The organism is Paenibacillus haidiansis (assembly GCF_036553665.1).
GTDB lineage: Bacteria > Bacillota > Bacilli > Paenibacillales > Paenibacillaceae > Fontibacillus > Fontibacillus haidiansis.
The window spans coordinates 293,922-319,544 of sequence record NZ_JAZHPZ010000005.1 but is presented as its reverse complement, the minus strand read 5'-3'; the positions used below and the strand labels follow the sequence as shown (position 1 = coordinate 319,544).

Genomic DNA, 25,623 nt, shown 5'->3' with positions numbered 1-25,623 from the left:
TCCTGCCTTTTTTCGCCCTCAAGGCGATTTGTTGCTTTTCTGGCCTTATTATACACAAAGCGGGAGATGTTTGTAGCAAAAAACCCCGCACCACGGAAGCATGACTACTACGCTCGCGCTTCCGGTTACGGGGTCTTTTTACAATTTACATGAAAATTTAGATTAATTTTCGAGATCGATCTCGCCGATGAGTCCCGCCTCGATCAACAGGCGCTGCACCATCGCGGCCGTTTCGGCCCGGGTGATGCTGTCCTTCGGCGACAGCTTGCCGCCGCTCCCATTGACCAGGCCCTGACGAACTGCCGTGGCGACGTCCTCGCGGGCCCAGCCGCCAATATCCGCACTGTCTTTATATGCGGCCAGCGGGCCAAGGGCATTCCCCATGCCGTCCGCTTGTTCCAGCCCGGCCAGCTTCATCGCTCTGACGAGGATGACGATCGCTTCCTCCCGCGTAATGGTCCCGCTCGGTTGGAATGTGCCGTCTTCGTATCCCCGAATCAAGCCATATTCGGAGGCTTGTATGACGGCTCCGCCAAACCAGGCCTCGGGCGCCACGTCTCTGAATTCCGAGGCCGCCTCGCCTTGGCCGCCTTCCAGTCCCAACGCCCGAACGAGAATGATCGCGAATTCCGCCCGCGATACCGCCTGTTCAGGTACAAACCGGGAAGAATCCACGCCCTTGATCACCATGCGGGAAGCGAGATCATCCACCGCCGGCTCCGCCCAATGCCCATCCATATCGGCAAAAGCTGCCTCATTCTCCACAAGCGCGTAGAGACTGTTCGTCAAACTGCGGATTACCGCATAAGAGACGCCATCCCGCACCGTAATGGCCGTCGGAACCGGATGAATCGTTCCATCGCGGTCCAACACGATGGCTGTCACTCGTTCCGGGAGCGTCCCTTCAGGAAGCGGAAGCTCTCTCGTCACAAAGGAGTCGAACCGGTCGATAGGCACGCTGTGCTCTCCAGTAATGGCCAATAACTCAAAATCGACGGGAGCGCCAATCGGTTTGAATCCCGCTCGATCGGCCGCTTGCCCGAGCAATTCGGCTGCCTCAGAACCGCCCTTGGCAATCGTAACTTTAAAGTTTGTCCCCGTCGGCCATTTGTCCGCCCCGAGCTGCGAAACGGGCACGGTATAACTGCCGATCGGCGTTACAATTTCAAGCTTCGCCTGCTTAGTTATTAATTCCGCCGCCGATTCGCCGTTTAAAATAACCTCGACCGAGTCCGCTTCCGTCGAGGAAATGAGCCGAATAACGGCTGCCTCGCCGGTATCGTCCAACAGCTTTGTCAGTTCCGCCGCATCAAGCTCCACGGTCCATATGGATTTTCCGTCCGCTTGATGTTCTGTGATCTTGCCGAGCATCCCGCTACCCGTTTGGCCGTTGACCGAAAACTGCAGAGTTCCCGCATTCGGCTCGTTCGGTGTAATTTCCTTGTCGGGAACGGTGGTGGTTCTGTCGGAACCGTTTTTACCGGAATCCCTGCCGGAGCCGGAACCCGAATCGGAGCCACCGGAGCCGGAACCTGGATCCGGATTCGGGGACGAGATTTCACTTTCCCTGGTTACAATAATTTGATAAGTTTTGCCGTCGCCGTTCCCGGTATCGACACTGACAAGGATCACATTCGTTCCTACGTTTAAGCTGATCGGGGCGGATGCCTCACCCGCAGCCACCTCGGCCCCTCCAATCGTAATCCGCAATCCCGAATCGGCGGTCATCGGCGTGATGGTGATGCTGGTCACGCCGTTCGGCACGGTTACCGAATAATTCGTGACGGCGGGATCAAACCCCGGACTTAACGTCCCGCCCGAAACCAGCAGCCCGCTTAAATCCGCGCCCCCCGGCGAAGGCAATGCGGCAGGCGCAGCCGCAGCTTCATTGGAGAAATCGCTGGAGCCCGCTTCATTCCCGGCTTTGACCGCAAAATAATACGTCGTTCCGTTCATCAGTCCGGTTGCATTATACGTTGCTTCCGTCACCGAGAAGACAGGAAGCTCCCCGTAATCCCCCGGCGACGTCCCCTGATAGATATCATAATAGGTAGCTCCGGTGACCGTGGTCCAATGGAGCATAACCCGCCTGTCGCCGGGCGTCGCGATCAAATCCGCAGGAGCCGAAGGGGTCGAGACAGATATCGAATCTCTCCACTTGGCAAACAACGTCAGGTTATCCGTAACCGGAGATTGAAAATCAAAAAGCTCCCGGAACAAATTATCCGTATACCATCCGGCAAACGTAAAGCCGGTTTTGGCCGGCTCGGCCGGAATGGAGGCCGTGTCGCCGTAATTCACGGTTTGCGCGTCTATGGAAGTTCCCCCATTGCTGTCAAAGGCGACAACCCGGGGATAATAGAGCAAGAAATTAATCTTGGTCGTATTCCCCGCAGCATCCGTAACCATCAACGTGTGATCACCTTCATTGCTGACAACTCCGCCGTTCGAAAAGGGACTTCCGTCCAACGTAGCATACCCCTCGTTGAATAGAATCGCCACTTCCGAGTTATATTTGCCGCCCGGGCTTACTCCAACGACTGTCGGAGCGGTTTTATCAACCGTGAAATGGACGCTGACGGACTTCGCCCCCGAAGGGGATGTGACCGTCAAGTCATGGACGCCTTCCGCGCTTACCGTACCGCCGCTGGCAAAATCCCTCCCGTTTAATTTGCCTGTCCCGTTCGTATATTCGATGATGACGTCACCGCTATAGATTCCGCCGTCTTCAACCCCGGTAATCGTCGGTGTCGCTTCGTCCACCGCAATGGTAACCGACGTTTTCTCGCTGCTCGTGTTATCGTTGCTGGCGATGTACGTAAAATGATCGGTACCTCTAAAGTTGGCCTCGGGCTCGTATGTAAACGATCCGTCTTGCTTAAAGCCAAGCACGCCATGGGCCGGCATGTCGACCGCTTTCGCGGTGATCGCGCCCGTGTCATTGCTCAGCACCCCGTTTTCCCGGTTTACATTAAGCTTACTGTTCTCGGTGGTGTTGTAGCTATCCTGCAAAGCCATGGGGGCCTCGTCTATTCTGCCGGGATCAATGCCGTCGTCGGCCACATAGTAAGTAAACCCGTAGCTGTTGTTCCCTAGATCGGGAAGATTAAAATTTGCCCCATCGTAACCGTACTGGTTGTTCAACAGGTCGGATAATCCCGGGTTATCGATAACGGGCAAAGCTCTCCCGTCCGCCTCCGGCCACGGAGAATCCGCCCATTCCTTCGCAAACGAGACTAGCTCGCCGGTGAAATAATCGGAATTCTCCGGGCCCGCTGTCGGATTATTGGACGTCGATACGTAGTAGCGGATGCCCATATACCCGTTGTTATCCATCATAAACGGTTCCAAATCCGGCAGGCGGAAAGAGTCAGAGCCGAAGGCTGCGCCAAAAGTGTCGCCGTAAAAATCGTAGAGCTCGGGGTAAGCGGATTTACTGACCTCGGCCCCGTTTGCGGGCAGCCATCCCAGAACGGAACGGTCATACGAAAAAGGAAACATCCTGATTTCTCCCGCTGCTCTGGGCCCCCCTAAATTATCGTCTTCCGCAAAAGGGTACTTCCCGTCGACCGCAATGTAATAGCCCGTACCTTTAAGCGGCTCATAGCCCCTTAAATCGGGCAGAGCGAATGTAGTTTTGCCGTCTCCCCCAAACTTATTTCCAAAGATAGAAAATAGCGCCGGGTATTGGGCGAAAAACAATTCCTGCCCCGCACAATAGATCCATCCGTTAATCCCCGTATTGTAGGGAAACAGTCGGATTTCGCTGATAAACGGCTGCGTTGCCGCGGCCATGGCCGTCTTGACGGCCGTAAATCCCCCGCCTCCGCCGAATGCCAGGGGAAGCCCCAGTAAAAATACCAAAAACGTCTTAAAAGTAGTGCCGAAAAGCCTCCTCTTGCTTAACCCCATGTATCGTGCTCCTCCCGGCTAAATTCTATGAATTTTAAACTTTTATAAATTAGAATTATTATATATTAATTTTTAATATTTTGTTGCACTTATTTACCAGAAAACTAATCTCGGCGATTCCCACCCTATGGTCCAGTAGGATAACCCGACCGGAGTCTTGGCGGGGCCCACGTCGTCCGCCCGATTTCATATGCCCTTCCAGTCGCTATACTAAAGACGAATTTCCAAACGGAATGAAAGAAGGGGTATTAACATGCAAGCGGCGGATGCAACAAAGTTTAAACGATTGATTCAATGGGTCTGGATGGGCTGGGAGCAATGTTTTGAGAAATTCGGCCGGGCCCGGGCCCTCTACTCCGGAGAATACGGCATATGCAAAATGTTCGTCACAAAATATCGCGGTCCGAGCATTCCCTGCCAGGACGGAACTTGGATTCAAAGCGGGGACTGGATCGGCGAGCTGCATTTGAATAACCGGCTTATTCTGGATATGCTCCGGAATCATGACGCCAATCAGGTGGCGCTGCGGGTCGCTCGGCTGACGCGCGGTTCCATGCGGCAAATCTGCGCGGAATTGCAGACGCATCCCCAGCTCGGGCAAGTAAAGGCGCTGCAGGGCATCACTTTGCTGCATAGAGGAATTACTCATGGTTTGGGGTTCGAGACCTATCCTTTAAAACAAGGAACCTTCCGGACGCTCACCACATCCTACCTGCGGCTGCTGCTTACCGTCTTTCATCCCCAAAACGGAGGACGCATTGGTCCGCATACCGAGAAGCTCGTTCCTCTACGGCTCGTTATGTCACGGAAAGCGCTGGTGCAGCGGTTTTCGATCGCCTAGACAAGACGCTCAAGTAGCGAATTCGTTCCGCAATGATCTCCATACGAAAAAAAGCCCCGAAAACGGGGCTTGGGCAAAGCTGATAATAGCTTATAAAATTAATGAAATTCAGCCGTTCATCTTGAATTTATCCAAGGTACGGTGCAGTTCGCCCGAGATTTCGGCCAGTAAGGCGGCCGAATCGTTCAGCTCCCGGATCGCTTCCATCTGGCTGGCCGTGGAAGTCGTGGCCTGGCGGGAGCTCTGGCTGGTCTCTTTGGCTATTTCCGATATGACCGTAACGGAAGCGGTAATTTCCTCAATCCCGGCCGACATTTGCTCCGAGGTTGCGGCGAGCTGCTCCATTTGCTCCGCAATCCGGCCGCTGGTGTCCACGATCCCGGCAAAGCTGCGATCCGTCTCCTTTGCGATTTCCAAGCCGCTTGCCACTTCGCGCATGACATGCTCCATGGCGCCAAGCGACACCTGGACGTCCGCTCCGATCTCGGTGACCACCTCGGATATCCGGTTCGAGGAGGCCGCCGACTGCTCCGCCAGCTTGCGGATTTCCGACGCCACCACCGCAAAGCCGCGTCCCTGCTCCCCGGCCCGCGACGCTTCAATCGACGCGTTCAGAGCGAGCAGATTGGTCTGCGTCGAAATGCCGCGGATCAGCTCCATCATCTCGCCGATTTCCCGGGACTTCTCATCCAGCCGCTTCATCAGCATATCCGTTTCTTGAACGGACCGGGAAATCGAATCCATCTGCTCCAAAGTCCGGCGGACATGACTTGCCCCGGTTTCGGCCTGCAGCTTCGAACGGCCCGCCGATTCGGCCACCTCCTGCGCATGCTCGGCGATGCTTTGAACCCCGATCGAGACTTCCTCGACGGCTCTCGCATTTTCCGCCGTACTCTGGGTTTGGTTCTCCGCGCCCTCGCTCACCCGCTCCATGGATTCCGCGATCCGGGAGGACTCCTCCGCAGTTGTCCCGGCAATCTCCTTAAGTCGTCCGGTGGAAGCCGCAACTTCCTCCGAGGCTTGCAGCCCCTGGCGGATCAACTCCTTCAGGCTGGCTCCCATTTGGTTAAAGCTTGTCCCGAGGCGGCCGATCTCGTCTCCGGACTTGTCCCGGACCACGGCCGTAAAGTCGCCTGACCCCGCCTGCTCCATCGCTTTCGTCACGGCGGTAAGACGTCTTTGCATCCGCTTGATATACCAAATAACGACGACGCACGCGAGCAGGATGGCGAGCACGACCACGATCACGAAAGTCGTCAGAAAATCCTGCTGAATATCCAGAATCAGATGCTGGGAGGCACCGACATAGAAAATGCCGATCGTTTCCCCTCCCGCATTTTTGATCGGTTCATAAGCGGCTTGATAGGTTTGGCCCAACACCTCGGCTTTCCCGGAAAATTTCTCTCCCCGCGTCAGCACCGCGTCCGCGACCCTTTGTGAAACAGTTGTGCCTACGGCCCGCTGTCCCTCGCTCATCACATTGGTCGCCACGCGCACATTTTTTTGAAAAATCGTTACCGTATCGCCTGTGGCCTCGCCGATCTGATCCACAAGCTCCGAATTGTCGTTTATTTTGATATCGCCCTTGAACAGCAGCCCGTCACGAATGTCCCAATCTCCGGGGTATTTGGCGTCCAGCCATTGATGAGCCAGTTCCAAATCGCTCTTCGCCTTGGCGGTGGCGAACAACTCGATCCCCTTGTTCATTTGCCCCACGGCCACAATCGCGGTAGCCACCGAGAATACCAACAAAATGTTGACGACGATCAGGTTGATTTTGGTTCCGATACTTCTTCCCCGCACCTTTAGTTTCCACCTTTCCGTTTTCCTCTGTCTTCCATTCCGGGCTGCCTGAATTCATCAATCCATAGCGGAAGCAGATATATTATAAATGGTGGAATATAGAAAAAATACTAGAAATGATTCACATTTTGACGATATTTCGTAAAAATTGTTCCATGGGAAACATTTTTTGTCGAAATATGCGATTATTCGTCTTTTCGGTAGACGTAAATCTTTGTCCGGTACATATCCCGGCAGGTGATGACACGTTCCGGCCGCCAGCCGGGAAGCGCGAAGCAGATGCTGATGACGCAGGCTCCGAGAGCCAGCTTTTCGCGAAAAAGAGGGTCCAGCCGCTTCATCGCGCCGGGAAATAAATAACAAACGACGACATCCGCCTGCTCATAGGGAAATTCATAGAGGTTTCCTTTCCTAAAGACCGCGTTCCGAGCCCCGCCCCACCGGGCGGCAAGCCTGGAAACGGCGAGCGGCAGCGGAGAATTCTCGATACCGATGACCTTCAGCCTCGGGTCCGACCGGGCGGCCTGCAACGCAAGCGTCCCCCAGCCCGACCCGGCTTCGACAATGACAGAGGCGTCGCCGAAGCGTTTCAATTCGCCGACCGCCCTTTGCCGGACCGGGGCCGAGGACGGCATCGGCGAAATTCCGTTTCTCCAGCTTACATAAACGATAGACAATACGGCCATCAACAAAATGGCAATTAATAGACCCGATAATATGGAGTAGAAAAGATTCATGAAGTCACCCCGTCAGTTCTCCCACACAACTTCCCAATTATGATTGCACACGGCCGGAATACTCCCCAGCTTCGCGATATATTCCTCAACGAGGTCCGCGGACTCCGTCATGATTTCTCTGACGACGGGCTTGCCCCGGAACATGTCGTAGTCTCCGCCGCCTCCCGCCCGGTAGCTGTTCAGCACGACATCCAGCTCCGTCTCGTCGCGAAGATCTTCACCCTTGTAGAGCAGGCGGACAACCCGCTGCCCGGGAGGCTTCACAATGTTAAGCGTATACTCGATGCCCTCCCACATGTCATAATTATAATGCTGAACTTTAGGCGAGAGATACTCCGGATTAACCGCGGGCTTGCCGTCCTGCCCAAGTTCGAAATAGCGCGCCGTCTGCTCCAGGGCCGCCCGGATGTCGCCGCCGGTCAGCTTTAGTACGGTCAGCGTGTTCGGGTACATGAAGTTCGTCAGCACATCCCGCCGCGTAATGATCTCCCCGAAGCCCTTCGACTCCTCGCTCAGCAGGGCCGTACACGAAACCTCGACGCCCGCGCAATCCATCTGAACCCGGTTGACGAATTCGATAAACGGATGCTCCGCAAGCCGGCACACAAACGGATCGGCCAATATCATGCCCCCGTCACTCCGCCCGATCGGTTGATCCAGCCACCGCTGCGTTTCTTCCTCCAGCTCCCGGCTCAGCCCGAGCACGGCCGCGTCCGGCTTTAACGAAGAGTCCGGCTTGAGCAGCTCCGCCCGCTTATCGCGGATCACAAAGCGGCCCCGCTCCAAGACGAGCTCAACGCTGATTTTGCCGAGCGCCTGCCCGGCGAAGCCGGGCTGCACGACCGTCACCCCGTTCACCTCCCCGGCGATAAGCCGGTGCTGGTGCCCGGTGATGAGTACATCGATCCCTTCCACCTCAATGCACATCGCATATCCCTGATTCTCGCCGGTGTCTTGCCCCGCCGGTTCACCCGTCTCAATATCCCGTTCGAACCCGCCGTGATAGGCCACGATCAATACGTCGGGCCGTTCCTCCCGGCGGATGCGGGGGACCCACTCTTTTACCGCCGCCAGCGCGTCATGAAATTCCAAACCTTCGATATGTAAAGGATTTTCCCAGTTCGGTATATAGTGGGTGGTAACCCCCAGGATCGCTATCTTGATCTCATCGATCATTTTAATAAGATACGGCTTGCCGAAAGCCGGCTCCGTGCTTCCTGCCGCCGCAATTCCGGCGGACAACCAGGGAAACCGCGAATCCTTCACCGCCTTGTCCAGCGTCCATAACCCGTAATTGAATTCATGATTCCCCGGTACGGCGGCATCATAGTCGAGTTCGTTCAGCGCCGCGACGGCGGGGTGAATCCGAGTTCCCGTTTTGATCGCGTAGGAGGCCAACGGGGACCCCTGGATCAAATCCCCGTTATCCAAAAGAAGCAGATCCGGGTTGTCCCCCCGTTCCTTGTGAATCAAGGAAGCCAGCTTTGCCAAACCCAGATTCCGTTTGCCCGGACCCCGATAATCCGTAGGATGAATATGCCCGTGAATATCGCTTGTAGCCAACACTGTAATCCATTTTGATTCCGTTAATCCCATACTGCCGGCACCTCCGTAAGCTCTTTTCGAACATTCTAGCATCGAAATTTAAGAGCAATATAAAAATCCCACAACTTTACATATATTTTTCAAATTGATGACATGCGCTTAATAGTACCTCTTTAAAGTAAAAAAAGTAGGCTCGTAAATATTTTTAAAAAAAGAGTGGAGGTCAACCCTTTGAAAAAAATCATGAAATTCATCATGCCCCTGTTTGTATCCGTCGCGGTGATCAGCGGCTGCGGCGCCAATAACGCCGCCACCGGCACCGAAGGGCAAGCCGCGGCAAACGCCGCCCAAGGAAATGCGCAGGCGGGGAACGCGACGAATACCGAGGCCGCCAAAGATACCGGCTATGTTCCCGAGAAGCTGACCGTGCAATTCGTTCCGTCGCAAAACGCGGATACGCTCGAAGCCAAAGCGAAGCCGCTGGAGAAGCTGCTGTCGGACAAGATCGGCATTCCGGTCGAGGTCAGCGTATCGACCGATTACAACACGATCATCGAAGCTATGGCTTCCAAGAAGGTCGACGTCGGCTTCCTGCCTCCGACCGCTTATGTTCTCGCTAAAGAAAAAGGCGCCGCCGAAGTCATCCTCCAAGCGCAGCGTTACGGCGTAAAGGATGAAACCGGAGAAGCGACCGACGAGCTGGTCGACTTTTACAAAGCGATGATCATCGTCAAGAAAGATTCCCCGATCCAATCGGTTGCCGACCTGAAAGGCAAAAAGATCGCTTACCAGAACGTGACCTCGTCCGCAGGTTATGTATGGCCGGCCGCCGCTCTGATGGATGCCGGAATCGATCCGCTGAAGGACGTGGAGCCGATCACGGTTAAAGGGCATGACCAGGCTGTGCTCGCCGTACTGAACGGCGATGTCGACGCCGCCGGCATCTTCCAGGATGCGCGCAACACGGTTAAGAACGATTATCCGACCGTATTTGAAAATACGCGCGTACTGACCTATACGGAGGAAATTCCGAACGACACGGTCAGCGTCCGTTCCGACATGAGCCAGGAATGGATCGAGAAGCTGCAAAACGCCTTCATCGAAATCGGCCAGGAAGAAGAAGGGCACAAGATCATTTCCGAAATTTATACGCATGAAGGATACGTAAAATCCGACGACAGTATGTTCGATACCGTCCGCGAATACGACGAAAAGGTGAAGACCGAGTGATAGAAATCCGCAATGTATCCAAGACCTACGCTAACGGAACCAAAGGACTGAATCAAATCAATCTGACGATCGGCCAGGGCGAATTCGTGGCGATCGTCGGATTGTCCGGCGCCGGCAAATCGACCTTACTACGGTCGATGAACCGGCTCCACGACATTTCCGAAGGCGAGATCCTGATCGACGGCAAGTCGATTACCGCGGCCAAGGGCAAGAGCTTGCGCCTGATCCGCCGCGATATCGGCATGATATTTCAAAGCTTCAATCTCGTGAAGCGCTCGTCCGTGCTCCGCAATGTGCTGGCCGGACGAGTCGGCTATCACTCTACCTTGCGCACCGTATTAGGCCGGTTCCCGAAGCAGGATGTGGAACTGGCCTTTCGGGCGCTGGACCGGGTCGGGATCGCCCAGAAGGCTTACGCCCGGGCCGACGAATTGTCCGGCGGCCAGCAGCAGCGCGTGGCGATCGCCCGCGTGCTGGCGCAGGAGGCCAAGATCATTCTCGCCGACGAGCCGGTCGCGTCCCTCGATCCGCTGACGACCAAGCAGGTGATGGACGATCTCAAACGGATCAATCTCGAATCCGGCATTACCACGATTGTGAACCTGCATTTTATCGACTTGGCCCGGCAGTATGTCACCCGGATCATCGGTTTAAGAGCGGGGGAGGTCGTGTTTGACGGCCCGGTCGCCGAGGCGACGGACGAGCGGTTCGCCGAAATCTACGGCCGGCCTGTCGGCAAAGAAGAACTGTTGGAGGAAGCGGTCGTATGAATACCCATCTGCAAGCGGGGCAGCAAGAAGGCTCTCCGGGGGCTTCGCCAATCCGGCCGAAACCGCCGGGCAAGACCAAGCATTACCTCACGGCGGTCTTTATCCTGCTCTTGGTCTGGGGGAGCTTCGTGCAGACGGATTCAAGCCTGAAGGAGCTTGCCGCAGGTCTGCCGAATATGCTCGATTTGCTGCGCGAAATGTTCCCGCCGCGCTGGAGCTATCTCGACAATATTCTGGAGGCGATGCTGGAGACGATCCGCATGGCTCTGATCGGCACGACGGCCGGAGCCCTCCTGGCGATTCCGGTCGGCCTCTTGTGCGCCGCCAATCTGATCAAAAGCGGATGGATCTATTACCCGGTCCGCTTCCTGCTCAACCTGATCCGGACGATCCCCGATCTGCTGCTGGCCGCTCTGTTCGTCGCCATCTTCGGGCTTGGCCCCTTGCCGGGAATCTTCGCCCTGTCCGTCTTCTCGCTGGGTCTGATCGCCAAGCTCACTTACGAGGCGCTCGAGGCCATCGAGTCCGGACCGCTGGAGGCGATTACCGCCGCCGGAGGCAACCTCGTTCAGATCATCGTCTACGGCGTCGTCCCGCAAATCCGGTCCCATTTCGTCTCGTTCGTCCTGTACACCTTCGAAATCAACGTCCGCGCCGCGGCCGTGCTTGGCCTCGTCGGCGCCGGGGGGATCGGCCATTATTATGAAGTGACGCTCGGCTTTTTGGAATACGACAAGACCTGCATGATCATCCTGTTTACCCTGGCCGTCGTCCTGGTCATCGATTATGTCAGCACTAAACTGCGGGAGAAACTGTTATGACGAATATGAGGAATACGACGAATATGACCGAACCGAAAATCTGGAGCGAACTTGTCCCCAAGCCGAAGAAAAGCCGCGCCCGCTGGCTGATCTACCTCGCTTTGGCCGCCGTGTACATTTGGGCCTTTGCCGGCGTCCCTTACAGCGGCATCAAGGAAACGGCCGGTCAAGTGACGAAGGCGATTCTTGCGGGCTTGTTTTCTCCGGATTGGGATTATGTATATTTGCCGGACGGGGAGGATCTGCTGCGGGGGCTCCTCGATACGCTGGCGATTTCTATCTTGGGAACGATAATATCCACCTTGATTTGCATCCCCTTCGCCTTTTGGTCCGCGACGAATATGAGCCGGTCCCGGTTCACCTCCGGCTCCGGGAAAATGCTGCTCAGCCTGATCCGTACATTCCCGGAAGTCGTGATGGCCTTGCTGTTCATCAAGGCGGTCGGCCCCGGATCGTTCGCCGGGGTGCTGGCGCTCGGCCTGCACTCGGTCGGCATGCTCGGCAAGCTGTTTGCCGATGAGGTCGAGAATATCGACCCCGGCCCGGCCGAAGCGCTGATCGCCTCGGGGGCGAGCCGGCTGCAGATTTTGCGCTTCGCCGTCCTGCCCCAGGTGCTGCCGGGCTTTCTGTCGTACACCTTGTACCGGTTCGAAATCAACCTCCGCTCCGCCACCATTCTCGGCGTCATCGGCGCCGGAGGGATCGGCACGCCGCTCATCTTCGCGCTCAGTTCGCGAAACTGGGACCGCGTCGGCATTATCCTGCTCGGTATCATCGTTATGATTACGGTGCTCGATTTCGTTTCCGGCGCGATCCGGAAAAGGCTGGTGTAACCGGAGAAGCGCATGGCAAGGTACCATGAGCTTTCCCAACCAAACGTGCCCACGCTCCATGCATAACTCAGGAACAATCCTCCATAATAGGTTAAGGACAACATGAACAATATCCGACCAAGGAGGAAGCACCATGCTGGATAATCTGGAAAGCGACTATGATTGCGCGAGTGCCGGGGAGGATCTGCATCAGCTCAAACAGGAGCTGGCCGCCCTGCGGGGCCAGGGAGCCGAGGACAAGGAAACCCAGGAGCGCATCCACCGGCTGGAGAATCAAATCTCGTTCATAATGAACAAATGCGATATTAACCATTAAGGCAAATTACATGGGAATCACCGACACCCCCATTGAAACTGCGAAGTTTCTAAGGGGGTGTTTTTATAGGTGCGGCTGTTTCATCGAATCGGGGGCACTGGATTTTTTCCCCAATTTAGTGTAAAAACTTTATATCAAACGTATATTGAGGGTGGAACTGATGAAGAATATTAAATTTGTATTGGCTGCAACAATGCTAGTATTGTCTTTACTGGCCGGGTGCTCAAATAATGGGGAGGCGGCGGAGCCCAAGACGGAAGCACAAGATCCTGCGATTCAGGTATCCGCGACGAACTCCCCCGGAAATCAGGCAAGTGAAGAAGCTGCCGATTCGAACAATGGCGAGGTTGATATTTCCCTTTATTATGAACAAGACAAGGACGCAATGATCGCAGTCACCGGCGACCAAATTTCCTGGCAGGAGAACGGGGTAAGCTTTCTGGCGCATAAAAGGGATGCCACAAGCGAGGAAATGGCTGAAGGTAAGCAGAGAATCGATTCCATGACGTTGACCAGGGGAGACCAAAGCTTCGCGGTTAAAGTGAGCCCGGAACCTACGGAAATAGAAAGCGTCTCCCTGTCCTCGACCGGTGAGCAGCTTGCCATAACCGTCTACAATCTGGAGTATAGAAGAGTCATTCTGGTTGATTTGTCGGAGGGCGATTATTTTGTGCTAAATGACGTTTTGGAATCGGAGGGACAGGGTCCGGTTGAAATCGCCAGCGGAAATTGGTCGCCGGACGGGAAGTCTTTCGCATTCAGTTACGGGCTGATCTCCGTTGAAAAGATAGGACTTTATCGGATGGAATCCGAAACCTTCGAGTACCTCCCCATCGACAAAGGGTACATTAGCGTCTCTCCGATTTTGTGGCATGCCGACGGGAGCAGCTTTGATTATATCAGCGAGACCGCCTCGGACGTGATGGAGCTGTTCCGGTACCGTATTAGCGACAAAGAGATCGAACGGATTAAGCAGGTGCGGGCGGAAGACATTCAGAAGTACACGGTCGTCACGCCGGAAATTTTAACAAAGTAATTCAACCTGCAAAATATCTATAAAAGTTGTATGGTTGCCCTCTGTGATTTGTGATACGATTCTCCCTGTTCGGCAATTCAATCACTTCACGGAGGGCACATGAACAGCACGCAACCGGAATTAACGAAAACGAAAACCAAACGAAATTTTTATACCACCGTTCTTTTTCCGATCCTGACCGTATATGTCGGTTTCTTTATCTTCGGTTTCTCCGAAAATGTCAAAGGTCCGGCTATTCCCCGGATTCAGACCGACTTTCATTTGGATGAAATGCAAATCGGGACGCTATTGTCCCTCAACTCGCTGGGCTACTTGCTGGCCTGTTCCTTTACGGGGCTCCTTGTACGCAAATGGGGCGTGAAATGGGTCAGCATCCTGTCCTTCGGCCTGATGGCGCTCACGGGAGTGCTGATGTTCTTTTCCCAGACTTATCCGGCCTTGTCCGGCTCCTATTTCCTCATGTACATCGGCAACGGGATGCTGGAAATCGCACTGGCGGTGCTCGGCGCGCAAATCTTTGTAAAGAACACGGGCACGATGATGAACCTGGCGCATTTCTTCTACGGACTCAGCTCCACGGTCGCGCCGATGCTGGCCTCCGGGCTGATGAAGCTGACGATCGGCGGTTATACACTTGATTGGAGAGGCATGTACCTGATCATTCTGCTGCTCTCGGTCATTCCGATGATCCCGGCGTTTCCGGGCCGTTTTCCGGATAAAGAGACGCCCGCCGAGGAACGGATTCCGACCAAGTCGCTGATGCGCGATCCCGCCATCTGGCTGCTGGTGATCATTTTATCGTTCGGCGTCATTTCCGAAATGGCGGTGGGCGGCTGGCTGGTCAACTTCCTGGAGAAAGCCTATAGCTGGGACACAAGCTCCGCGTCCGGCATGTTGTCCGCCTTCTTCCTCTGCTTCACCTTCGCCCGGCTCGTGGCCGGGCCGATTACGGACAAAATCGGCTACACGCTGTCCCTCATTCTGTTCGCGGGCTTCACCGGCATATGCACCTTTGCGGCCATCCTTGCCGGCGAACCCGGGGCCGTATTATTCGCCGTCGCCGGGGCCGGCATCGCCCCGGTATACCCGACCGTGATGGCCCTCATCGCCGACCGGTACCGGTCGAACAGCGACACGGCGATCAGCTTCATCGTCACGATGATGGGCGTCGGCAGCGTCATCGGCAACTATTTGATCGGAGCGATTACGGACGGCATCAAGCGGTTGTTTATGAGCGCTCAGGACCCGGAGATCGGCCTATTAAGGGGCCTGCAAGCGGGGTATGCTTTCATCGGCCTGTGCGCGGTGATCTGCTCGTTGGTCAGCCTGATTCTTTACGTCCGTTTAAAGAAACGGAAGGAGCTGCTATAAACATAATTTTCCTTTCTCAAGAAGGAATTTCGGGCAATTTGTCGAAATATAGTCGGGATATTCAAACTTTTTGAGGGAGGATTTTTGTATATGTTGTGGTTTGCTTTTCTGCTTGCACTCGCACTCTATTTTCTTTACGCGGGCGCCTTTTTCTCGCTCGCCAAGAAGGCGGGGCTCGACCACATCGCCTGGTTCGCTTTCATCCCGATTCTCAGCAGTATCCTGCAATTGCGGATGATCCAGAAAAGCGGGTGGTGGGTACTCATGTACTTCGTGCCGATTGCGAGTTTCGTGTTTGCGATCATCTGGCAGGTCCAATTGCTGAACGCTTTCGGGAAGAACGGGGCTTTTGTCATTTTTAACATTTTATTAGCCCCGGTGTACATGATTCTATGGATGGTTTGGGGATACTCCAGCGAGACGACATATCAGCTGGGCAATCCAATCCCGCCAAACGGCGTGGCGTATTAAGTCAAAGTACGGCTGCGGCTAACATAAACAACCGGACGGTATCTGGCACCGTCCGGTTGTTTTGTTTTGTATCTCAGAAAGGATACAGCACATGGAAGAATACGTTGGGCGAGGCCATCCGGTAATAATAGCTGCACCAGCCCGCGCCCCTATGGTTGAAGCGGTTGGACGAGCTGTACACCAGGCGCTCCTGTTCCAGTTCTTCGATCCGGGCGATTCGCCCCTCCGCATAATCGAGCAGCCGGGCGGACGCCGTATCCAGCCGGTTCATGACGCCGCCGTAGCGGATGTCGAGCACCTCCCAGCCGAACGGCTTGAACATGCGCAGCCATTGCGTCCGGTGCGCCGCGCGGAGCTCGCCGACCGCCGCCGCGACCCGGGGCAGCACGTCCTCGGCGATCCGCCTCAGTTCGGCCGGATTCCCCGTGTCGTAAGCCCGCTTCAGCTCGATGCCGAGCTCGCCCTTATGCTTCAGCACCGCGCACAGCTTCTCCGGCACCTCGAAGAGGTAATCCAGCTCGGCGTCCGGCGTCCGCCGCTCGTGAAGCTCCCGTTCCAGGTTGGCGTAATGAGCGTTCATCGCCAGCCCTTCGATCTGCTTGTCGAACAGGCCGAGCAGCACGTCCTGGTAGAGCAGAAACTTGGAGGGGTTGCTCTGGATCACGTTGCCCGGCTCCGCCCCCGGGGTCTCGTCGAGATCCTTCAGCTTGAGGAACAGGTCGGCGTCGATTCCGGTGCAGAACTTGACCCGCTCCGCCACCTGCTCCCAAGCGGGCTGTCCGTCCGCGTAGGCATGCTCCGCATAGAATTGCAGCCCCAGCAGCGCCCCGAACGGGCTGCTCTCCATCCCGTCGTCGCCCCACATCGTGGCATACACCTCGCGGATGCCCTCCCGCTTGCAAACTTGAAGCGCCGCATCGGTCGCCCGCAGCGATAGGCCGTAATTAACGCCGAAGGTGTTGAACACCCAGACCGCCCCGGCAAACGCGAGATTGCAGCCGAGCGGCTTATGCTTGGCGATCAGCTTCTCGTAGTCCGCCTGCTCCTGGTGCGCGTAATCCCAATACACCAGGTCCACATCCTTCGGTACCCGGCGGGCCATTTCCTCGGGAATCGGCGTGTCGGCGTCGTAATGCTCACTGCCGTCCGCAGAGGCGAACTTGAGGAACATATCGCTCCACATCATCGGTTTCAATCCCCGGCCGCGCGCGGCCTCCAACACTCGCTCCAGATGCCCGGTCATAATGTCGAAGCGGTCCTTGTACCCGTTCCGGTCCAAATATTTGCCCCGGCCCAGCTCCTCCGCTTCGTCCATGCCGACGTGGATTTTACGGCTGCGGAACGGCGCGCTCGCGGCGTCCAGCATTTTTCCGATGAGTCGCTCCACCGCCTCGTCGCCGACGAGCAGCGCGCCCTTGGTGTCCCGGTATCCGGCTGCCGCCTCCCATTTGAGGAATTCCTCCAAATGCGCGAGGGTCTGTATGCTCGGAAAAGCCTCGATGCCGAACCGATCGGCGTAATCGTCGATTTCCATAAGTTCGGCCGTTGTATAACGGCCCCGCATATATCCGAAGTAGGGTTCTCCCTCGATCTCGTAGGTGTCTTCCATATACAGCATGACCGTATTGAGACCCATCAAGGCCATCTTGCGCAGCATGAATTTGAAGCTGTCGATGTTCAGCACCCCGTTGCGGGACAAGTCGAACATCGGCCCGATCGTATCGAAATGCTGCTCCTCCCGGATCCGAAAAGCCTTCCCGGCCCGCCCGTACTGTACCAGCAGACCGAGCCCGCGGAAAAATTGATGCTTTCGCGCATAACGGATGTAGGCCGCGCCATCCTCAAGACCGACTTCCAGACCGCCATCCGACTGTTCCACCTGGACTTGCTGGCCGTCCTCGGCCTCGGTAATTCCCAGCTCCGGCAACAACGCCCGGGTACCGGGCAAAAGCTCCTTCACATCGCCGGTAAAATGCAGCTTCATTCCTTCCTCCCCCTTTGGAAAAGCGTTTACACAAATTGTATCTTGTTCCAAGGAGTCCGGGTAGGGTGAAAATCCGCTAATCGGGGTGTCCCATCTTACAAATCGATTACAATACGATGAGTGCCTTGTTCAGCCGCAATCCGTACGCCCTGCGGACCTTCGGAGGAAGTCCCGCCTTGAACGGCCGCAATCTTGCCGATGCCGCGCAGGACCAGTTCCCACGGTTTGACTGCGCCTTGGGCCGTTACCGTCAGCTTGCCGCCCGTGCGTTCAACTTTTACTTGCAGCTCAAGCTCGCCGCTTGTGTTGCAGACGGAGGTTGACGCCGTCTCCCCGTCGCCGAGCTCGAACAGATGCAAGGCCACGCCGTCGGCGTAGTCATAGTCCGGGCGAAGGTCGTTGGCGCCGACCGCGATCAGGCTGCCCGGGCGGACCATCAGCGGCAGGCTGAAGTAATCATGCCGCTCCTGTACCCAGCGGCCGCCTTCCATGACCTGGCCGCTCAAATAATTGGTCCAGCGGCCTTCCGGCAAATAATATTTGGCCAAGCCTTCGCTGTTGAAGATCGGCGCGACGAGCAGGGAGTCGCCGAGCATGTACTGCCGGTCCAGCGTTTCGCAGGCCGCGTCGCCCGGGAACTCCAGCACCATGGCGCGCATGACCGGAACGCCCGTCTTGGTTGCCTCGACGGAGGCGTTGTACAAATACGGCATCAGCGTCGATTTCAGCTTCGTGAAGTAGCGCAGCACATCGCTGGCTTCATCGTCGAACAGCCAAGGCACCCGGTAAGACTGGCTGCCGTGCAGGCGGCTGTGCGAGGACAGCAGCCCGAACGCGCTCCAGCGCTTGTACAGATCCGGGGTGGCCGTGCTTTCGAAGCCGCTGATGTCGTGGCTCCAGAAGCCGAAGCCCGACAGACCTAAGGACAAACCGCCGCGCAGCGTTTCCGCCATCGAGTTGTAGGTCGCCGAGCAATCGCCGCCCCAATGGACCGGGAACTGCTGGCCGCCCGCCGTGGCGGAGCGGGCGAATACCATCGCGTTATTTTTCCCCTTCGTCTCCTCCAGTACCTCAAAGACCGCCTTATTGTATAAATGCGTGTAGTAGTTGTGCATCTTCACCGGATCGGAGCCGTCGTAGTACACGACATCGGTCGGAATGCGCTCGCCGAAATCGGTCTTGAAGCAGTCGACGCCCATGTCGATCAGCGCTCTCAGCTTATCCTGGTACCATTTGACCGCCGCCGGGTTCGTAAAATCGACCAAAGCCATGCCGCCCTGCCAGCGGTCCCATTGCCATACGTCGCCTTCCTTCGTTTTGACGAAATAGCCGTTCTCCTTGCCCTCGTCAAACAGATACGATTGCTGCGCGATGTAGGAGTTGATCCAGACGGAGATGTTCAGGCCCTTGGCTTTCAGCCGGTCCAGCATCCCTTGCGGATCGGGGAACACATCCTTGTCCCACTGGAAATCGCACCAATGGAATTCCTTCATCCAGAAGCAGTCGAAGTGAAATACATGCAGCGGAATATCGCGTTCGAGCATGCCGTCGATGAAGCTGTTGACCGTCCCTTCGTCATAGCTGGTCGTAAACGACGTCGTCAGCCACAGTCCGTAGGACCAGGCCGGCGGCAGCGCCGGTTTGCCGGTCAGTTTGGTGTAATTGTTCAGTACTTCCTTCAGGTTAGCGCCGCCAATGATATAATATTTTAACGTTTCGCCCGGTACGCTAAACTGCACCTTGGACACGACCTCCGAAGCCACTTCATAGGAGACGCGCTCCGGATGGTCGACGAAAACGCCGTAGCCATAGTTGGAAAGATAGAAAGGCACATTCTTGTAAGCCTGCTCGCTGCACGTTCCCCCGTCTTCGTTCCACAGATCGACGACCTGCCCGTTCTTCACGAACGGGGTAAACCGTTCGCCGAGACCGTAGATGTACTCGCCTACGCCCAAATCGAGCTGCTCGCGGATGTAAGTCGACTGATTGGGCATTTTCATGTGGCCCGGGCTTTTGTAGCCGCTGCCGGTCAGCCGCTTGCCATCATACATGAAATGCGTGCTCCAGCCTTCATTCTTATATACCTCGACGCTGAGCTTTCCGCTCGTCAGTCTGGCGATTTCCTCGCCGTTTTCGATCGATACCTGTAAACCCTCTTCCATCTGTTTGTCGAACACCGGCCCTTTCGGTTGTTTGCCGGCATGGTGAATCAGTTCCACCGCGATGACGTCGGGCATCGGGGAAGTATAGTTTACCGTCAACACCGCGGTATTCAGCGTATCCCCGCGCGTCACGATTTTCTTGCAGGATGCCAGTACAGTAAGCTTCTCGGGCGTAGTGCGGACCGCGCGCACCTCCACCGGATAATTTAGCGTGACCCCTGGTCTGACATGCCAGTACCCGTCCGTAAATTTCATCTCTGTTCCTCCACTCTATTATTTATATTTATAAAGACTTGTTCTTAAAGATCGGGAATTTTATCCACCGGTCCTTGTCCGGTTAAGGCGTTGACCAGATTTCGGGCCGCCGACATCGCCATGTTCAGCCGGGTTTCGGCCGTGGCCGAGCCGATGTGCGGCAGGGTAACCACGTTATCCATGCGCAAAAGCGGGTTATCCGGGGAAACTGGCTCCTGTTCAAAGACATCCAGACCGGCGCCGGCGATCGTCTTGTCCTCCAGCGCCCGGATGAGGGCCGCTTCGTTGACCGTTTCTCCCCGGGATACGTTAATGAAGATGGCATTCGGTTTCATGAGCTTGAACTCGCGTTCACCCATTAAATGCCGGGTTTGCGCGGTTAGCGGCGTGAGCAGCAGCACGTAATCGGAGGTGCGGAGCAGTTCTTCCAAGGTGCAGTAGGCGAGTCCTAGCTGCGCCTCCGCTTCCGGCTTCGGGCGGCGGTTGTAATACACCACGTCCATCTCAAAGCCGAGGCTGGCCCGGCGGGCTACCCGTTCCCCGATCCGGCCCATTCCGATAATGCCGAGCCGTTTATGATGCACATCCAGCCCGAACAACTCATCGCCCATACCCTTAATCCAGCGGCCGTCCTTCACCAGGCGATCCAGCTCGGTCACTCTGCGGGCGGCGGCCAGCATCAGGGCCATCGCCAGGTCGGCCACGGTATCGTCGAGCACATACGGCGTATGCGTGGCCATGATTCCCCGCTCCCGGATCGCCTGAAGATCGAGGTTGTTGTATCCGGCCGACAAATCGCTGATGGCCCGTAGGTTCGGTGCGGCCGCCAGCACTTTGCCGTCAATCGGCGTGCCCGTGACGAGCAGTCCTTCGGCATCGCCGAGCTCCTCCGACAGCCGGGCGGCGTCGATGTTTCCCGGGCCCCGCCAATAACGGGGCTCGCAATGTTCTTCAATAAGGGCTGCCGCAGGCTGCGGCAAATCCCGGGCGATATATACTTTTGGTCTTTTAGACATGACTAAGTTTCAGCTCCCTTTTTTGGCTTTGACATAACCTCAGTATAAGCCAACCGCTCTCTGTTAGTCCTTCATCGCCCCCGCCGTCACGCCGCCGACGATGTATTTCTGCATGGCAACGAAGATCACGATAATCGGCAGAGCCGCCAGCGTCGCCACGGCCATCAGGTTGTTCCATTCGGTGCCGTATTGGCCGATGAACCGGTACAGGCCGAGCGTCAGCGGTCTGACCGCATTGTCGGAAGTCAGCGTCAAGGCGAAGATGAAGTCGCCCCATCCGAACAGGAAGCAGAACGCCGCGACGGTCATGAGACCCGGTTTCACCAGCGGCAGAATGATTTTCGTAAAGGAAGTGAATTTGTTGCAGCCGTCGATCTTGGCCGCTTCCTCCAGACCGCCCGGCAGCGCCAGGAAGAACGGACGAAGGGTAATGATCGCAAAAGGCAGCGCATGGATCAGGTCGGCAAAGATCAATCCGGCGAAATTGTCGATCAGCCTTACCTTGGAAAACATGATATAGAGCGGCATCGCCATCATAATCCCCGGCAGCATCTGAATCGACAGGATCGAGATCATGATCAGCGCCTTGCCCTTAATCGACAGCCGCGCCAAAGCATAGGCGGCGGGAACCGAGATGAACAGAGACAAGATCATCGTCCCAAGCGCGATAATGAAGCTGTTGCCGATATAGCCGATCATATCCTGGTTACGGATAAAGTTGTCGATGTAGGAATCGAATGTAGCCGCCACCGGCAAAATATGCGGCGGATTATGGTACAGCTCGGTAACCGGGGTCACCGATGTTTTGATCATCCAGTACACCGGAAACAGAAAGACGATCATGATCAGAATGCCAATGAGGGTCCCACCTGCTGCACGCCATTTTGTCTTCGTCATTTAGTGGACCTCCTCTTTGCTGGACATTCTCAGGTATACGATGGAGATGAGGATCAGAATCAGGAACATGATCATCGATACCGAGGCGCCCTGACTGAATTCAAGCGTCGTAAAGGACATTTGGTACGCGTAGATCGGCAGCACGGTCGAAGAGGTGACCGGTCCGCCCGCAGTCATGATAAAGATCAGGTCGAAAACTTTGAAGGTATTGATGATACCCAGAATCAGCAGCACGAGAATGGTCGGACGCATGAGCGGGAGTGTGATATGGCGGAATTGCACCAGCCGGTTCGCTCCGTCAAGCTTCGCCGCTTCGTACAGGTGATCGGGAAGGCCTTGCAGACCGGACAGCAGAATGATCATATTGAACGGAACGCCGATCCAGATATTCGCTACAACTGTACCAAGCAGCGCCGTGCTGCTTTCGCTCAGCCAATTGACCGGATGATCAATGATTCCGAGGGTTTGCAGGAAATAGTTGATGACCCCGAAATCGCCGGACATCATCCATTGGAACACGGTGCCGCTGATCACGACCGGCAGCATCCAGGCCAACAGCATCAAAGAACGGAACAGGTTGCGTCCCGGAAATTTCGTATTAAAGAACAGCGCCAGCGCAAAGCCGATCGTAAATTGGAACACCAGGCTCAGCACCGTGAAAATAACCGAATTTTTCAGAGAGACATAAAATACCGGGTCTTGCAGCGTCTTGATGTAATTCGCGAATCCGAGAAAATCATGCTTCCCGGTCAAGTTGTAAACATTGACGTTCTGGAAGCTCATGATCAGGTTGTAAATCAGCGGGAAGCCGATGAATACAACCATGAATAGAAGTGCGGGCAGTACAAACAGATAATTGTTCCACGACGAAAACCATTTCGCTCTACGGGACAGCGTATAGCTCCCGCTTGCTTCCGATTTGTGGGACATGACTTCTCCCCCTATTTCCTTGGTTTAGGGATGCACCGGACGATAGCCGCCCGGCGCATCCCGCTGTCATAGCTGTCTAATGTCTTATGCAAATACAATTGCGGTCTTATTTACCGAGAATCGTGTCGATTTTGTCCCCCGCCTCTTTCACCGCTTGCTCCGGCGTCTTGCCGCCCGTAATGACTTCCTGCAGCATGATTTGAATCGCTTCGGAAATTTTCGGGTATTCCGGTCCGTAAGCTCTGGCCTTGGCCACTTCCATCGCGTCGGCGAACACCTTCAGGTCCTTGTCGTCCTGCCAGAACGGATCCTGCAGCAGGTCGGAGCGGGCCGGCAGACGTCCGGCCGCCTGATCAAACGCTTTCAAACGTTCGGGCTCATTGGCGAATTTGATGATATCAAAGGCGATATCTTTATTTTTCGAGGCGTTGGTAATCGCCCAGTTCTCCCCGCCGAGGATCGTGCCGCCTTGCTTGTTCACCGGCAATTCCACGACGCCCCAGTTGACTTTGCCTTCTTTTTTCAATAGCGGAATTTGCCAGGTGCCGTTGATCATCATTGCGACTTTGCCCGTGGAGAATTGCACTACGGTGTCGGATTGCTTCTGGTTAATGACTTCTTTGGACATGTAGCCGTTCTTCACCATATCGGAAACCAGTGTCGCCGCCTCAATCGTGCCTTCGCTGTTGAAGTTATCGATGTCGGAGCCCGACTGGTACATCAGCGGCAGGAATTGGAACGTGCCCTCTTCGGTCTTCACCGCGGTCATCGCGAAACCGTATACATCTTTGGTCGTCAGCTGCTTGGCCGCTTCCTTCAGCTCTTCCCAGTTCGTCGGCGGCGTCAGCCCCTTGGCTTCGAACATATCTTTGTTATAGTAGAGCGCCAGATTGTTGCTGCCGATCGGGACGCCGTAGTTTTTGCCGTCATACATGGTCGAGGACCAAGGACCTTCGTAATACTTATCCGCTTGTCCCCATTCCTTGATCGGCTCGGTCAGGTCCGCCAGAATTCCCGCCGCGGCGAAAGCCTGGTGGTCCGGGTTATCGAGCCAGACAATATCCGGCATTTGATTGCCGACCGACCCGAGCAGCAGCTTGTTTTTGATGTCCGCGAACGAAATATATGTGCGCTCAATTTTGACATTCGGGTGAGCGGCCTCATAATCGGCGATGATCGTTTGGATCGCGCCTTGAGTGGCATCACTGGTCATGGAATCCCACCACTGGATTGTCACTTTGTCCCCGTCATTCCCGGAGCCTCCGGAATTGCCCGAGCCCGATTGCGTGCTGGGAGCACATGCCGTCAACAACACAACCAACGCGACCAATGCAACCATGAGAGCCCTTACATTTTTGAACATTACCCATTCCCCCTGCTGTGTGTATTTTGCATATTTGCATGCACTGCCGTTTTGTCATAGATCTTGGCTGAAAACGGGAGGCAGTTATGCCGGTAAATCGTCCTGAGTGATTTTGATTGCTAAGCAATCATCAATCACTCATAAAATGATGTACGTACATCATTTTGGGTTAAAAAACAGCGTTATTACGATGAAGCTGTTCAAATGTAATAACGCGCATTTTCTTTGGTCACCAGTTCCAGCTTGGTGATGTTCTCTTTCTGTGCGACCTTGTCGCCGGTCACGAGATGGTCGAACATCGACCGGACGGTCAGATATCCCTGATTGAAAGGGTCCTGGCAGATCGTCGCGGTGACGACCCCTTTTTTCATGTATTGATAAGTTTCTTCCGTCATATCGTGGCCGATCAGTACCGGCCGGTGCTCCGGCTCCAGTTCTTCCAGGTATTTCGCAACCACGTCCAGCCGGGCGCTGGATACGTAAATACCGTCCACTTCGCGGAAGTAATCGGCGAACGCATCGGGCGAATCGTAGTCCTCCTGGCGGAGCTTGAGCGGCCCGATCATTTCGATATGATCGTATTCCGCGACCACTTCCCGGAAGCCGGTGATCTTCTGCTGCATTTGAAAATTGGTGTACGACATCACCAAGCCGACTCTCGTCTTATGTCCGATGAACTTGCACAAAGCGTCGGCGGCCAGGCGGCCGGCAATGCGGTAATCGCATCCGACGTAGAACAGCCGCTTGCTGAGCGGCGAGTCGCTGTTGAACGTGCAGACGGCGATCCCTTGGTCCACGCCGCGGTCGATCAGATCGGCCATTTCCTGCGGATCGTTCGGCGACAGCGCGATCGCGTCGTATTTCCCGGAATCGATGAGCTGCTGCACCACCTTCTTCTGCGGCACCAGATCGTAGCCCTCGGAGCGGATGATGCTGACATTCAGGCCGTAATCGCGGAAATCGTCGACGGCGACTTGGATGCCCTTCTCCACCTGATTCCAGAAGTACTCCGGCAGCTCCGGATATACGATTGCCATAGAGAAATCATTCATCCGCGACAAGAAGCTCGCCGATCTGTTGGGCATGTAATTCAGCTCTTTGATCTTCTCCATGACCTTATCGTAGGTTTGCGGCTTCACATTCCCCCGGTTGTTGAGTACCCGGTCGAGCGTGGCGACGGAAACCCCGATTTGCTTGGCCAATTCTTTGATGGTTAGTCGTTTCTCTTGTCCCATACTATCCTCTGCCATTCTATTGTTTCTTGGCTTTCATGGCTTCATCATATCAATTTGTCGATTTTGTGTCAACGCTTTCATGATTGAAATTTTAA

Annotated in this window: 20 protein-coding genes; 9 read left to right on the top strand and 11 right to left on the bottom strand. The window is 55.5% G+C overall.

The features are described 5' to 3' along the window. Window positions 1-162: 162 nt before the first annotated feature. Window positions 163-3,912 carry a tail fiber protein gene (locus V3851_RS13010; RefSeq protein WP_331846966.1) on the bottom strand — a complete coding sequence of 1,250 codons (3,750 nt, stop codon included), beginning with the start codon at window positions 3,910-3,912 and terminating at the stop codon, window positions 163-165. Window positions 3,913-4,165: 253 nt separating this feature from the next. On the opposite strand from V3851_RS13010, the gene V3851_RS13005 reads away from it, so the two are divergent. Beyond that, window positions 4,166-4,753, top strand: coding sequence for a YkoP family protein (locus V3851_RS13005; protein WP_331846965.1), 588 nt, complete (start codon window positions 4,166-4,168; stop codon window positions 4,751-4,753). A gap of 108 nt (window positions 4,754-4,861) precedes the next feature. Here the strand turns inward: V3851_RS13005 and V3851_RS13000 are convergent, their stop codons facing one another. From V3851_RS13000 to V3851_RS12990, 3 genes are all read right to left on the bottom strand, one after another. Continuing rightward, on the bottom strand, window positions 4,862-6,556 hold the full coding sequence (locus V3851_RS13000; protein WP_331846964.1) for a methyl-accepting chemotaxis protein: 1,695 nt from the start codon (window positions 6,554-6,556) through the stop codon (window positions 4,862-4,864). Between the two features lie 185 nt (window positions 6,557-6,741). Then, complete coding sequence (locus V3851_RS12995) at window positions 6,742-7,293, bottom strand: SAM-dependent methyltransferase (RefSeq protein ID WP_331846963.1); 552 nt, start codon at window positions 7,291-7,293, stop codon at window positions 6,742-6,744. 12 nt (window positions 7,294-7,305) lie between these two features. Next, the gene (locus V3851_RS12990; RefSeq protein ID WP_331846962.1) at window positions 7,306-8,889 is read right to left on the bottom strand and encodes a bifunctional metallophosphatase/5'-nucleotidase; all 1,584 of its coding nucleotides are present in this window, start codon (window positions 8,887-8,889) and stop codon (window positions 7,306-7,308) included. 180 nt (window positions 8,890-9,069) lie between these two features. Here V3851_RS12990 and V3851_RS12985 point away from each other — a divergent pair, with 180 nt between their 5' ends. The 8 genes from V3851_RS12985 to V3851_RS12950 all read left to right on the top strand — a co-directional run bounded on the left by V3851_RS12985 (window position 9,070) and on the right by V3851_RS12950 (window position 15,686). Further along, window positions 9,070-10,068 carry a phosphate/phosphite/phosphonate ABC transporter substrate-binding protein gene (locus V3851_RS12985; RefSeq protein ID WP_331846961.1) on the top strand — a complete coding sequence of 333 codons (999 nt, stop codon included), beginning with the start codon at window positions 9,070-9,072 and terminating at the stop codon, window positions 10,066-10,068. Then, complete coding sequence (gene phnC, locus V3851_RS12980; protein ID WP_331846960.1) at window positions 10,065-10,838, top strand: phosphonate ABC transporter ATP-binding protein; 774 nt, start codon at window positions 10,065-10,067, stop codon at window positions 10,836-10,838. Before V3851_RS12985 ends, phnC begins: the two co-directional genes overlap by 4 nt. Beyond that, window positions 10,835-11,659 (top strand): phosphonate ABC transporter, permease protein PhnE, encoded by an 825-nt coding sequence (gene phnE, locus V3851_RS12975; protein WP_331846959.1) that lies wholly within the window; start codon window positions 10,835-10,837, stop codon window positions 11,657-11,659. Before phnC ends, phnE (V3851_RS12975) begins: the two co-directional genes overlap by 4 nt. A 5-nt stretch (window positions 11,660-11,664) precedes the next feature. Beyond that, entirely contained in the window at window positions 11,665-12,492 is an 828-nt protein-coding gene (phnE, locus tag V3851_RS12970; protein WP_414859308.1) for a phosphonate ABC transporter, permease protein PhnE, read from the top strand. Between the two features lie 133 nt (window positions 12,493-12,625). Continuing rightward, window positions 12,626-12,808: a DUF2524 domain-containing protein gene (locus V3851_RS12965; protein ID WP_331846958.1), complete on the top strand. Its 183-nt coding sequence runs from the start codon at window positions 12,626-12,628 to the stop codon at window positions 12,806-12,808. Between the two features lie 160 nt (window positions 12,809-12,968). After that, window positions 12,969-13,844 (top strand): hypothetical protein, encoded by an 876-nt coding sequence (locus V3851_RS12960; RefSeq protein WP_331846957.1) that lies wholly within the window; start codon window positions 12,969-12,971, stop codon window positions 13,842-13,844. A 99-nt stretch (window positions 13,845-13,943) separates the two neighbouring features. Continuing rightward, the gene (locus V3851_RS12955) at window positions 13,944-15,215 is read left to right on the top strand and encodes an MFS transporter (RefSeq protein WP_331846956.1); all 1,272 of its coding nucleotides are present in this window, start codon (window positions 13,944-13,946) and stop codon (window positions 15,213-15,215) included. 90 nt (window positions 15,216-15,305) lie between these two features. Continuing rightward, on the top strand, window positions 15,306-15,686 hold the full coding sequence (locus V3851_RS12950; RefSeq protein ID WP_331846955.1) for a DUF5684 domain-containing protein: 381 nt from the start codon (window positions 15,306-15,308) through the stop codon (window positions 15,684-15,686). A gap of 73 nt (window positions 15,687-15,759) precedes the next feature. On the opposite strand, the gene V3851_RS12945 is transcribed toward V3851_RS12950, so the two are convergent. The 7 genes from V3851_RS12945 to V3851_RS12915 form a co-directional block, all read right to left on the bottom strand. Beyond that, window positions 15,760-17,670, bottom strand: a complete 1,911-nt coding sequence (locus V3851_RS12945; RefSeq protein ID WP_331846954.1) for a beta-N-acetylhexosaminidase — start codon at window positions 17,668-17,670, stop codon at window positions 15,760-15,762. A 95-nt stretch (window positions 17,671-17,765) separates the two neighbouring features. Then, the gene (gene yicI / locus V3851_RS12940; RefSeq protein ID WP_331846953.1) at window positions 17,766-20,087 is read right to left on the bottom strand and encodes an alpha-xylosidase; all 2,322 of its coding nucleotides are present in this window, start codon (window positions 20,085-20,087) and stop codon (window positions 17,766-17,768) included. Window positions 20,088-20,131: 44 nt separating this feature from the next. Then, window positions 20,132-21,103 carry a 2-hydroxyacid dehydrogenase gene (locus tag V3851_RS12935; protein ID WP_331846952.1) on the bottom strand — a complete coding sequence of 324 codons (972 nt, stop codon included), beginning with the start codon at window positions 21,101-21,103 and terminating at the stop codon, window positions 20,132-20,134. A 63-nt stretch (window positions 21,104-21,166) separates the two neighbouring features. Then, the gene (locus tag V3851_RS12930) at window positions 21,167-22,000 is read right to left on the bottom strand and encodes a carbohydrate ABC transporter permease (protein ID WP_331846951.1); all 834 of its coding nucleotides are present in this window, start codon (window positions 21,998-22,000) and stop codon (window positions 21,167-21,169) included. Then, window positions 22,001-22,930 (bottom strand): carbohydrate ABC transporter permease, encoded by a 930-nt coding sequence (locus V3851_RS12925; protein WP_331846950.1) that lies wholly within the window; start codon window positions 22,928-22,930, stop codon window positions 22,001-22,003. A gap of 106 nt (window positions 22,931-23,036) precedes the next feature. Continuing rightward, the gene (locus V3851_RS12920; RefSeq protein ID WP_331846949.1) at window positions 23,037-24,293 is read right to left on the bottom strand and encodes an ABC transporter substrate-binding protein; all 1,257 of its coding nucleotides are present in this window, start codon (window positions 24,291-24,293) and stop codon (window positions 23,037-23,039) included. 200 nt (window positions 24,294-24,493) lie between these two features. After that, the gene (locus V3851_RS12915; protein ID WP_331846948.1) at window positions 24,494-25,543 is read right to left on the bottom strand and encodes a LacI family DNA-binding transcriptional regulator; all 1,050 of its coding nucleotides are present in this window, start codon (window positions 25,541-25,543) and stop codon (window positions 24,494-24,496) included. Window positions 25,544-25,623 lie beyond the last annotated feature (80 nt).

Bases quoted from the DNA above. Each gene is read 5' to 3' on its own strand.
- V3851_RS13010 (WP_331846966.1), bottom strand. From the start codon at position 3,912: ATGGGGTTAAGCAAGAGGAGGCTTTTCGGCACTACTTTTAAGACGTTT.
- V3851_RS13005 (WP_331846965.1), top strand. From the start codon at position 4,166: ATGCAAGCGGCGGATGCAACAAAGTTTAAACGATTGATTCAATGGGTC.
- V3851_RS12995 (WP_331846963.1), bottom strand. From the start codon at position 7,293: ATGAATCTTTTCTACTCCATATTATCGGGTCTATTAATTGCCATTTTG.
- V3851_RS12990 (WP_331846962.1), bottom strand. From the start codon at position 8,889: ATGGGATTAACGGAATCAAAATGGATTACAGTGTTGGCTACAAGCGAT.
- phnE (WP_331846959.1), top strand. From the start codon at position 10,835: ATGAATACCCATCTGCAAGCGGGGCAGCAAGAAGGCTCTCCGGGGGCT.
- phnE (WP_414859308.1), top strand. From the start codon at position 11,665: ATGAGGAATACGACGAATATGACCGAACCGAAAATCTGGAGCGAACTT.
- V3851_RS12965 (WP_331846958.1), top strand. From the start codon at position 12,626: ATGCTGGATAATCTGGAAAGCGACTATGATTGCGCGAGTGCCGGGGAG.
- V3851_RS12960 (WP_331846957.1), top strand. From the start codon at position 12,969: ATGAAGAATATTAAATTTGTATTGGCTGCAACAATGCTAGTATTGTCT.
- V3851_RS12955 (WP_331846956.1), top strand. From the start codon at position 13,944: ATGAACAGCACGCAACCGGAATTAACGAAAACGAAAACCAAACGAAAT.
- V3851_RS12950 (WP_331846955.1), top strand. From the start codon at position 15,306: ATGTTGTGGTTTGCTTTTCTGCTTGCACTCGCACTCTATTTTCTTTAC.
- V3851_RS12945 (WP_331846954.1), bottom strand. From the start codon at position 17,670: ATGAAGCTGCATTTTACCGGCGATGTGAAGGAGCTTTTGCCCGGTACC.
- yicI (WP_331846953.1), bottom strand. From the start codon at position 20,087: ATGAAATTTACGGACGGGTACTGGCATGTCAGACCAGGGGTCACGCTA.
- V3851_RS12935 (WP_331846952.1), bottom strand. From the start codon at position 21,103: ATGTCTAAAAGACCAAAAGTATATATCGCCCGGGATTTGCCGCAGCCT.
- V3851_RS12930 (WP_331846951.1), bottom strand. From the start codon at position 22,000: ATGACGAAGACAAAATGGCGTGCAGCAGGTGGGACCCTCATTGGCATT.
- V3851_RS12925 (WP_331846950.1), bottom strand. From the start codon at position 22,930: ATGTCCCACAAATCGGAAGCAAGCGGGAGCTATACGCTGTCCCGTAGA.
- V3851_RS12920 (WP_331846949.1), bottom strand. From the start codon at position 24,293: ATGTTCAAAAATGTAAGGGCTCTCATGGTTGCATTGGTCGCGTTGGTT.
- V3851_RS12915 (WP_331846948.1), bottom strand. From the start codon at position 25,543: ATGGCAGAGGATAGTATGGGACAAGAGAAACGACTAACCATCAAAGAA.